The 11,062-nt window shown below is 39.8% G+C and carries 4 protein-coding genes; 2 read left to right on the forward strand and 2 right to left on the reverse strand.

Going from position 1 to position 11,062, the window contains the following annotated elements; genetic code table 11:
- Positions 1-334: 334 nt before the first annotated feature.
- On the reverse strand, positions 335-2,986 hold the full coding sequence (locus ACFSKV_RS01665) for a DUF5686 and carboxypeptidase regulatory-like domain-containing protein (RefSeq protein ID WP_380799869.1): 2,652 nt from the start codon (positions 2,984-2,986) through the stop codon (positions 335-337).
- A 130-nt stretch (positions 2,987-3,116) separates the two neighbouring features.
- Positions 3,117-5,915: a carboxypeptidase-like regulatory domain-containing protein gene (locus ACFSKV_RS01670; RefSeq protein ID WP_380799870.1), complete on the reverse strand. Its 2,799-nt coding sequence runs from the start codon at positions 5,913-5,915 to the stop codon at positions 3,117-3,119.
- Between the two features lie 515 nt (positions 5,916-6,430).
- Between ACFSKV_RS01670 and ACFSKV_RS01675 the strand changes: the two genes are divergently transcribed.
- Both ACFSKV_RS01675 and ACFSKV_RS01680 read left to right on the forward strand, forming a co-directional pair.
- The gene (locus ACFSKV_RS01675) at positions 6,431-9,418 is read left to right on the forward strand and encodes a SusC/RagA family TonB-linked outer membrane protein (protein WP_380799872.1); all 2,988 of its coding nucleotides are present in this window, start codon (positions 6,431-6,433) and stop codon (positions 9,416-9,418) included.
- An 18-nt stretch (positions 9,419-9,436) separates the two neighbouring features.
- Positions 9,437-10,930 carry a RagB/SusD family nutrient uptake outer membrane protein gene (locus ACFSKV_RS01680; RefSeq protein ID WP_380799873.1) on the forward strand — a complete coding sequence of 498 codons (1,494 nt, stop codon included), beginning with the start codon at positions 9,437-9,439 and terminating at the stop codon, positions 10,928-10,930.
- Positions 10,931-11,062: the final 132 nt, after the last annotated feature.

Here is an 11,062-nt window from a genome sequence, read left to right on the forward strand (position 1 = left end):
TTTCAAGTAAAAATTTCATTTACAAAAATTAAATTAAATGGGGTTTTTGTGATAATTTAATTGGGAAAAAGTAAAATAAAAAAGGCTTCAAAGAAGCCCCAAGTAAAGATAAAATAGCCATGAGCCATTAAATCTCTTTCGATATTAAACCTTACAGATGCTAATGTATAATGGAAATTTTGGAATTGCAAATAGGGTATTTGCAATCTCTATTGTTTTGAAATCTGCTGAAGCAGGATTCTAAGATTACATTACTGAATATCTGCAAAATTAAGGATTGGGCCTTTTGAAAGTTTAACATTGTTTTCCAAAAATCCCCAAATATGCTTTAAGATTAATCATCAAAGTTTATATTGATGAAACTTGCTACCCCAAAACGCACCCCTCCTCTCTGGTAATTGTTATTTTCAAAGCCAACTCCCATTTCTACCCTGAAAATTCGGAACAGATTATCTAAGGAATAGCCTACCTCCCAATAATGGGGTGAATTTTTTGTTTTGAGGTAATTGAAAAAGATGTTTTCCCGTACTCCTGAAAACCTTAACATAGGCAATTGCGTCAGCAAAAACTTCCTAAACTGGTAGTGGATAATACCGCTAACATATTGTGTTTGGGTACTGTATTGGTAATAGTCCAAAAACCGGTAATTAGAGGCCACGCCCATATTGGCAAATATGGTCCTGTTACCACCAAAATGTTTGAAGTCCATAAAGTAAACCCGGTCATTGTTTAAAAAAGCTCCTGCTTTTACATTGAAATCCAGTTTTCCGGAGACTCCAAAATTGAAAAAATGCTCAACACCAGCCTCTATCCAATCAAATTTGGCAGCCGTCGAATTATTAAAAACCCCTGGAAAAGCCTTGGCGTAATGGATATTAACCAAGGGCGCAGATTCATAGATTGGCCTTTTCCTTCCATTTCGTATTGAATATTTCAAACCTGGCCTCCATTCCAATGAGTTTTCCCAGATAAGAGCCTGATGGTTTTCAAAATTACCAGGCTCCGCTTCAATATTTTCAGGTTGATTGGGCGTATATACCCTCTCCGGTTTATTGTACCAACTGTAATCTGTATTATTTTCCAAAGACCTTCGATTGGCATAGGTTAGATTTGTCCTGAAGGTGATGGCATCATTAAACCTATGGTAGTAATAGCCCTTAATGAAATCCTGCTCATATAATTTCATGAAATTTTGCCTTAACAATAAGGAATATACCATATTGACCAGTTCAGAAATGGGCTGATCTTTATTGTATTGGAAAATGAATTTCCCTCCGTTCACCCCAAAGGTCTGCCCAAAGCTTCCTTTGGTGATGGAACGCCTTACTTCTAAAGTACCATAAGGCTGGGTGCTTGAAAAACCATAGCGGAATTCAGGTTTGAAGTTCCAGGAGCGCACGTGGTTGGTGACAGAATCTGCCATTTTATTGCTTTTTTCCAAACGGTAAAATGCTGCAAATCCAAATTTGAAACCTTCAACAGTGTTGAATGACAATTTCTCAATATTTGGATAAAAACCCGCAGACCTTCCCTTACCAAAATGGTATCTTCCGCCTGTCAGAATTTCTCCTGGCCTGAAATTCCTTCTGGCCTTTTTTGCAACTGAGTCAACCTCCGAATTTTTTGCTGATTCAATTATCGCGAGACTATCGTCCCTTTGATATCCTTTGATTTCGGCTAAGGTCAAAGGTACGGGTCGGATGCTGTCCCAATAGCTTAGGTTTCTTTTTGTAGCCATGGAATCAATGGAATAATTCCTTTCGGAAATGACTTCTATCTCTTCCCTTTCCTTCATGGCTTCTTTTTCATACTCGTTGATCAGTTTCCTGAAATCCTTACGTGTCATTTTATCTGCCTGGGCCATTTGCTCTAGGGCTGATATGTTTTTATCCACTTTGATGACATCTTTTGGAACCTCATCCACTTTTTCGTCAATGATTTTTGTTTCAACAATCAGGTCAGGGTTGAGGGTGATCTGATAATCTCTGGTGGATGCCAGGTATTCATATTCCCCTGCAAAACCAAAAAATTTACCTCCGAATTTATACGTATGGGTGGAAGGCATCCAGACATTCTCTGCTACGGGCTGATACAGTTGCTTTACGCCTATCTGAAAACCCAAAAGGGAGGTCTTTAGATCCAGACTATGGATGGCCCAAAGATTTTCTATGATATAAATATAACCTTCAAATACCCGCTCCCCTTTAGACCTTGGAGTTACTTTAATCCTATTGACCATGACATCATTTTCCATGAATGACCCTTCATATTTGAACCGGTAATAGGCAAATGCAGAAGGGGATAAAGGGGAAACTGCCTCATTGATTTTAGGATTGTAAAAACTTGTGGCGATATAAGGTGCTGGAGACGTTTGGTTGCTTTCTCCAGAGGTCCTGATGCTGATCACTTTTTCTTCCACGGTATTGGGTTGCCGGAAGGTAATCTGCGAAACAGATTCGGAGGTATAAGCTTCATTCAATTTCACTCCTTCCTTTTCCATTTCTTTTTTAAGGAAAAAAGGAACATTGGTCAATTGACCGGTTCCTTTTAGATAGACCATCATGGTATATTCCTGCACCTGCATCCGGTGGAACTTGGCCTTTGATATGGCTTTTCTCATGATGGTGAGTGCAGGGTCTTCCTGCCCTGTCTTTACCACCACCTCCTGCAATAAATATTCCTGCTCTTTCAATTCAAAATCCAAAACTGCCCAATCTTCCAAAACTACCACTGTTTTCAATTCTGAGGTGTAACCCATGTATTGGGCGAGCACATCATAGACTCCTTTTTTGACCCTGAATTCATATTCCCCATTGAGATTGGTCGGGACTCCATCTCCTAAATTCCTGATGAAAATAGAGGCAAATGGGAGTGGTTCACCCTTGTCGTTGGTTACTTTTCCCTTGATTCCCTGGGCAAAAATTTCTCCCAAATTGCATAGGATAAACCCTGTAAAAAGGAAGGTAAAAATAAAGCGTTTACGCATGCGGCTTAGCTGGTTTATGGAAGGTAAAAATACAATTTAAATCCAAAATGGAATTCGAAAAATTTGATTTTGAGGTTTTTTAACTTTTTGCGAGGAAATTCAGGGATGAACAGATGAGGCCAATATCATGTCAGTCGACTTTGACTGAAAGTACCTTTGTGAAAGGGTTTCCGTCTTCTGTAATTCCCTCTATCCTAATCTGGAGGTTTTTGACAGAGGAGGGAAGAGAAAGACTGACTGAAAATGGTTCTTGGTCTGATTCGACTTTAATATTAGGATTCCAATAAAGGGAGGTGAAGGCCTTAACAGCTTTTTCAGTATCGGACTGTATTGGAAAGTTTGGAACAGGAGTGAAACCTCTGGAATTAAATACTTGGAAGTTTTCAGCATTGAAAATCCTCTCTTCTTCATTTTTCATCTTGCTTCCTCTTTTTGTTCTTACCACGATGGCACCGGCAAACCCAGCCATGCCAAAAACAGGAGCACTGAAAGTGTAAACTTCAATGTTTTCTACTTCAGCTGCCGTGAAAGTGCTAAGTTTGGCAAATACAGATTCATCTGGGGAAGGGAAAAATCTTGCGCCATCAATGATTAAAAGCGGTTCACCGGCATTTAGCCCCCAGTTATAATTTCCCATTCCACCTCCTGGCATATGCATGGAGATTACCGCATCCAAACTGAGTTCAGGTCTGGATTCCAAAAATTCCGGACCAATACTTCTATCTCCTTTGCCATAACCATAGTTGTTGTCTTCCATGGTTTCCTTTCTTTTTTCTTCCAGGACAAATTCTTCCAGTTCGAAATACCCATCTCCCAAAAAGAAATCAAAATCCTGATTATCGCTTTCCCTGATTTCCTCAGTTTCCAGGATAAGCCTTGGGAAGTAGCCGGACAAATATGGCCTTTCAACTTGGGTCTTGTTGATTGAACCATAGGGTTTTCTTTTGGTATTCAGGGCCGCAATGGCAATATCCTTTTCTCCCTGGAAATTCAACCCTGTTCCCCAGAAATAACCTGTATTATCCGATTTTAAAATCCCATAATCCTCAAGTTCTCCTAATACGATAGTGATGGGAACAGCTAGTGGTTTTTTCTTTTTATCCGAAAAATAGCCCTGAACACTTATGCCATATTCTATTGGAAAAACAGGTTCATTATATTCAATTGTTTTTCCCTCTTTGTTCAGCCAATCCATGGACTGGGAAAGACTGGTATGTGTTTCCAGAAATTGGGATTTGTCAGCATCAAGAATGGACAAGCTGAATTCTCCTATGAAGGCCTTTTCTGAGCCTTCCGTCAATCGGATTTCAAAGTTTGCCTGATTGTTCCATTCATCTCGTTTGAATTCTGCCGATAACCCGACTTCAATATCATCTTCCTCAAATAACAGATTATCAGCCTTCTTGATTACTCTTAAATTCTTATCAATCACCGGGATGGGCGTGTAAGTAAACTCTTCCTCACCATAATTCCTCATCCATTGGGTATAGGCGCGTATCGCATATTCATCCCCTTTAAGATCTTCGGGCAATTTGAGGAGACCGGAAGCATTCCCATTATTGATCAGAAAAGTCTCTTCCAGAATTTTGTTTGAAAACCTATCATACAAATCCACATAGAGGGTACGGCTAAGGGTATCTGCAAAAAAGGTATTCTGATACATCATTCTGGCATTGAACCATACTGCTTCCCCAGGATAATAGTAAGATTTGTTTAAGGTGATATGAGGTTTTTCCCTTAGGCTGTTCCATTTATTGATATTTAAGAGTACAGAGTCAATTTCAAAAAGACCAGAAGGACCTTCACCGGTAGGTTCAAAATCGTGGGGAAGATAGCGGGCCATCCGCTGCCTTGCCATATTCCCGGAAATAACCAGTTGGGAGGGGTCCGGAAGTATTCCGTTTTCATCCACAACGAAATATCCCAAAGGAGCCTCCAACCAACTTATGGGATTAAAAATTTTGGTATAATAATTATTGATCCAGAATTTCTTTTTGTTGTGTATCTCAATTTTTCCGGGAAGGGCCACCATATAGGCTCCACTTGGCAGGGTACAAACATAAAGGGAGTCCTGGGTAATAGGCTTGATACTGTTACCCAATTCCTCATGAAATACATTTGTCCTTTCATGAACATGAGGGGGAGGTATCACCTTAAACAGTTTATAATTGGAAATTTGGGGTTTTCTGTGCAGGAGAGCAAGTAAAAAATGTCTAAGTGAACCATGGAAAGTGTAATTTCTTTTATCTTCCCAATCACTAATTTGTTCTTCCTGATCAGTTTCCATTTCATTGAAATTGACCAGTCCTTTATAAAAGAAGCCGTAGCGGGTTTCTATGAATTCCTGAAGATGGTATTCTATGGAATAGCCCAAGGAGCTGTTTTCAATTTTCAAAGGTTCCAGGGCAGATGCACTGAAGTATTTTGTACCACCTTCAAATTTACCATGATCAAAATCCAATAACCAGGGATTGGTGATTGTATTTTCCTTAATGAATGGATCGTCCCCTAGGGCTATGAAAACCCTTTCAAATCTCTTTAGGTCTCTTTCCCATTTTTTGTCTCTTTTGACTTTCAGTTGGACTTCATCCAATTGATTTTCTTTCGGGAGCAATTCAAAGTTGACCGTGACATTATTTCTTCCGCTAAGGGCTATAGACCTGTACTTGGTATAATATCCCATAAAGGAGACAACAAGTTCCAGGTTTTGGGGGAGTTTGCCTGAAATCCTGTAATTTCCATTTTTATCAGTAGTGGAACCTAAGGTAGTATTGCTGATAAATACATTGGCAAAGGGAAGGGCTTCTCCGCTTTTTTCATCAATTACTTTACCGGAGATGGTTTGGGTTTGACCAATAATGCAGATGGAAAGCAGTAGACAGATCAAGAATATACTTCTCAAGACGCGCGTTTCTGCTTTTATGAACATGATCATTTGTTAGGAGAATAATTTTGGATCAACCCGGGATCCGGTTTGAATTTAAAGTCTTTCAATATAGTATAAATGAACTAACGTTGAAGGGAAAGAGGTGGTTTTCTTCTGATTTTGTGCTACAAAATATACTGTTAGATTAACGTTCAGATACTGTTTTTGAAGCGGTGATTTTTGGGTATAAAAATACAAATCTTTGAAATTATGCGATTTAGGGGGATTTTAAATTTGTCACCAAAAGTGAGCATTTGGAAGTGTTTATTTTCACATTTTTAAAAAAAACGAAAAATTTTAACTATTCGAAAAGTTCAATCGTTTTCGGTTGAATATTCCGTATAATTTTAATTTATTTTTTAACGATAAGAAAAAAATACTAATATTCTGTTAACAGTCATCATCTCAAAACGGCCTGTGGGCAATTGTTAAAAATTGCAAAATTAATTTTAAACATTCAACTTAGAATTGAAAATGACTATACAAACCATTTTGTTTTTTTCAAAACAACAAACCCTATGAGAAATTATTTACAAAAAATGAAGGCATTTCTGCTGATTGCATTACTGATGACCGTCGGTATTTCAGCAGCATTTGCACAAGGCAGGGAGGTATCAGGAACTGTCCTGGATGCCACTTTAAGAGACCCCTTACCGGGAGTAACAGTACTAGTAAAGGGTACTACCAGAGGTACCACTACTGACCTGGATGGAAAATTTATTTTGACCGTTCAGCCAACAGATCAGGTATTGGTTTTTTCTTTTGTTGGATTTACCCCTCAAGAGGTATCAATTGGAAACCTAAGCACATTTAACATTGAATTGGAAGAAGATATTCAAAGTCTTCAGGAAGCAGTGGTAATTGGATATGGTACGCAAGAAAAAAAGGAGATTACTTCTGCGGTAGCTTCTGTGGGATCGGAGCAATTCAACCGAGGTAACTTTCCAAATCCTACCCAATTACTTCAAGGTAAAGTAGCGGGTCTTTCAGTAACAAGACCGGGCGGTAACCCCAATGCACAGCCAACTGTTCGTTTGAGAGGTATTTCTTCTTTTGGTGCTACCCAGTCTCCTTTAATTGTATTGGATGGGGTAATTGGAGCATCCCTTGATGCTGTTGACCCTAACGATATTGAATCATTTGATGTATTGAAAGACGCATCTGCAGCTGCCATCTATGGTACAAGAGGAGCCGCCGGTGTTATTTTGATTACTACTAAAAGGGGATCTGCCAGAAAAGGTGTTTCTAGTGTGACAATCAATACTTTTGGGGCTGCTGACGTGGCCACTAACCTGATTCCGGTGCTTTCACCTGAAGAATTCGTAGCCAGAGGAGGTTTGGATTACGGTTCCAGGACTGATTGGAGGGATGAAATCACACAAACTGCCTTAAATGGAACTGTGAATGCTTCCATTACCGGTGGTTTTGAGAACACTTCTTATCTAGCTTCCGTCAACTATCGTAACAATGAAGGTATTGTGAAAGGCACCAGTAGAGAAACGTTGAATACCAGATTTAACTTGAACCATGGTGCTTTGAACAACAGGTTGAGAATGAATTTGAGTTTATCTTACACCAATACTGATGCGGTTGACGTAAACGGGGAAGCAGTAAGATATGCAACCATTTATAACCCTACTGCTCCTATTAGAGAAAATACCGCTGAGGCAAACAGTGATTTCGGAGGATATTTTCAGAGGCCGTTGTTTGATTTCTACAATCCAGTTGCTTTGATCAATCAGCAAAGATTTACCAACGAAACCCAAGCTGCACTTTATTCTTACAGAATTGAGTTTGATATCACAGATAAAATCACTGCGGCTACCCAATTCTCTCAGGATAGGTTATCCATTTTGAGTTCTGAGTTTTTCTCAAGACAGGATTTCCAGACAGGATTTGGTCGTAATGGTCAGGCCGGTCAGAGGAACTTTGATAGGACACAGACCATTTGGAACGGTACATTAAGATATGAAGATGAAATCTTTGATAATATGAATTTTACTTTCCTTTTAGGTGGGGAAACTCAGATTTTTGAAGAAAAAGGTTTTAATGCTTCTACAACCAGATTTTTGTTTGACCAAGGGCCAAACAATCTAGGAGCTGGTGGTTTAAGATTTGGACCGGGTACTGACATGAGTTCCTTTGCAACGAGAGCTGTATTGAATTCATTATTTGGAAGAGCCAATTTCAATTATGCCAATACTTATTTCTTGTCAGCTTCCTTGAGAGCAGAGACTTATTCCGGTTTTGGTAAGGATAATCAGACAGGTTTATTCCCTGCTATCAGTGCAGGTGCTGATTTTACCCAAATTTTTGATATGGGTATTTTTAGCCAATTCAAGCCAAGGGCATCCTTTGGTGTGGTAGGTCAGTTGCCACCTTCCCCAACTTTGGCTTTGGGTATCTATGGAAACGGAAACAGAATTCCGTTAAATCCTTTGGATCCGGTTAACTCTGTATTTGTAGGGATCAACCAGTTGAATAATCCAAACCCACAGTTGAAATGGGAGACCACAAGGGAATTTACCTTCGGTATTGATTTTGGTTTGATGCAGGGCAAAATAACCGGTCAGATGGATATCTATCAAAGAACGATTTCTGATTTGATATTTAATACGGAAGTACCAGTAGGGGCACCAAATGAATTTGATCCAGGTAATTTTTACACGGCCAACAGTATTTGGGCCAATATTGGTGATCTTACATCTGGAGGATTTGAATTTTTAGCTTCATACAATAACGTAAAATTAGGTCCGGTCAATTGGACTCCAACGGTTAATTTTACCATTTATCAAAGAGCAAGAATAGGAAATATCGGAGTCGGATCAATTCAGCTTCCTGAGATCAGGCAAGGTGTTCCGGGTGCTCCAGGACAGAACAATAACCCGATTATCTGGAACAGGGCCGGTGAGAAAATCGGTGACTTCTATGGTCCAAGATTATTGGGGCTGACTGATGGAGGAGAATACATCTTATCAGGAGAAACTCCGGATGAATTTGAAAGATTGGGCAATGCATTACCAACTGGGGATTTTGGTTTTGCCAACTCTTTTACATACGGCAATTGGGATATGAATTTCTTGTTAAGAGGAAGCTTCGGCCATTTGATTTACAACTCCTATAGAGGTTTCTATGAGAACGCTGACGGAGCGTCTTTGACATGGAATTCTGTCCTTACCAAAAACACTCCTACCAATCCATTAGTTACATCTACACCAACCTTTTCTGACCTGTATTTGGAAAAAGGCGATTTCGTAAGGTTGGATAACCTTCAAATTGGATACAACGTACCATCTAGGTCACAGTTTATAAACAACTTGAGAATCTACGGAGGTGTTCAGAACTTGTTCACTATCACGCAGTTTTCCGGTGTAGATCCTGAAGTAAGGTGGACTGATACGGAAGATCCTTTCAATCCGAATCCACTAGCTCCAGGTATAGAAAGAAGAAATACCTACTTCTTGCCAAGGACCTGGACTGCCGGTGTAACAATAACCTTTAAATAACATAAAACGATTATAAATATGTTACGATCAATTAAATCATTATTTGTTGGGGGCCTGATCGCAGTGACTATGGGGTCATGCTGGGAATTAGAGCAGGAAGTACTTACAGGTATTACCCAAGAAGATTTGCAGGAAAACGTGACACCTGAACTGATTGAGGTATTGAAGCAGTCTGCTTACAGTGCAGTGGTTTCAAACTGGGGCGGTCATGGTGGCTTGTACAGTATTATAGAAGTTTCTTCAGATGAATTGTCAATTCCTCAAAAAGGAGCGGACTGGGAAGATGGGGGTATTTGGTTAAGGAATCACAGGCATACCTGGATTTCTACTGATGGGCCCTATAACGGTGCATGGCAATATGCCTTTAGAATTGTTGGGGAATGTAACCTATTGTTACAGCAATATCCTGACTTGGAAGATTTAGGTGCAGAATTGAGGGTTTTAAGGGCTTTGGCTTACCTTTGGCTGATTGACAACTTCGGTAATGTTCCTATCATCAGAGAAACAGATAGGGGTGGAAATCCTGCACAGAATACCAGGCAAGAGGTGTTTCAGTTCATTGAAACATCCATTTTGGAAAATGCTGATCTTTTGACCAAGAACAACACCAGGACTAACCTCAACTATTGGACTGCTCACATGATTCTTGCCAAATTATACCTAAATGCTCAGGTATATACTGGTACTCCAAGATGGGCGGATGCAGAAGCAGCTTTGGATGTAATCATCAACGAAGGCCCATATTCCCTGGCACCAAACTTCTTCTCTAACTTTGCTACGGCAAATTCCAACTCTCCTGAAAATATGTTTACGCTTCCATATGATGCCAACAATGCAGGGGGTTTCAATATCCATCAGATGACCTACCATTACAGTACCCAGCAAACTTTCGAATTGCAGGAGCAGCCATGGAACGGTTATGCCGCTTTGGAAGAATTCTATAATAGTTTTGAAGAAAATGACGTTAGGATCAACAGCTTAAGAGAAGGACCTCAGTTCAGATCTGATGGGGTAACTCCGATCACTGATGCATCTGCTGAGGCTAATGACCCTGATGGTCCTGAAATCAACTTTACACCTAATATCAATGAGTTGGCGCCCAATGCTTTAAGACAAGCAGGGACCAGGATCAACAAGTTTGAAATCCAATTGGGTGCAGGTCCTGACCTGAGCAATGACTTTCCAATATTCAGATATTCTGACGTACTTTTGATGAAAGCAGAAGCTGCTTGGAGACAAGGAAATAATACCGTAGCCCTTCAGTTCGTAAACCAAGTAAGGGAGAGATCCAATGCAGACCCATTGACTTCCATTGATGCAAACATCTTGTTGGCTGAAAGAGGTAGAGAGCTTTTTGCTGAGGGTCATAGAAGATCTGACCTTATCCGATTTGGAAGATATAATGATGCATGGTGGGAAAAGGCACAATCTGCCCCTTTCAGAAACCTATTCCCAATCCCGGAAAACCAGCTTCAAGCCAATCCTAATTTGAGACAGAACGATGGATATTAATCCTGGTAGCTCAGGATTTAAATAAAAGAAGTGCGCATTTGCGCACTTCTTTTGATTTATAGTAGTCCCAATTGTTTATAGAAAATTTGAACGCAGAGTTTTCCCTCTATTTATTCATGAATTAATTGACTA

It is taken from the genome of Shivajiella indica (genome assembly GCF_042683085.1).
GTDB lineage: Bacteria > Bacteroidota > Bacteroidia > Cytophagales > Cyclobacteriaceae > Shivajiella > Shivajiella indica.

Bases quoted from the DNA above. Each gene is read 5' to 3' on its own strand.
- ACFSKV_RS01665 (WP_380799869.1), bottom strand. From the start codon at position 2,986: ATGCGTAAACGCTTTATTTTTACCTTCCTTTTTACAGGGTTTATCCTA.
- ACFSKV_RS01670 (WP_380799870.1), bottom strand. From the start codon at position 5,915: ATGTTCATAAAAGCAGAAACGCGCGTCTTGAGAAGTATATTCTTGATC.
- ACFSKV_RS01675 (WP_380799872.1), top strand. From the start codon at position 6,431: ATGAGAAATTATTTACAAAAAATGAAGGCATTTCTGCTGATTGCATTA.
- ACFSKV_RS01680 (WP_380799873.1), top strand. From the start codon at position 9,437: ATGTTACGATCAATTAAATCATTATTTGTTGGGGGCCTGATCGCAGTG.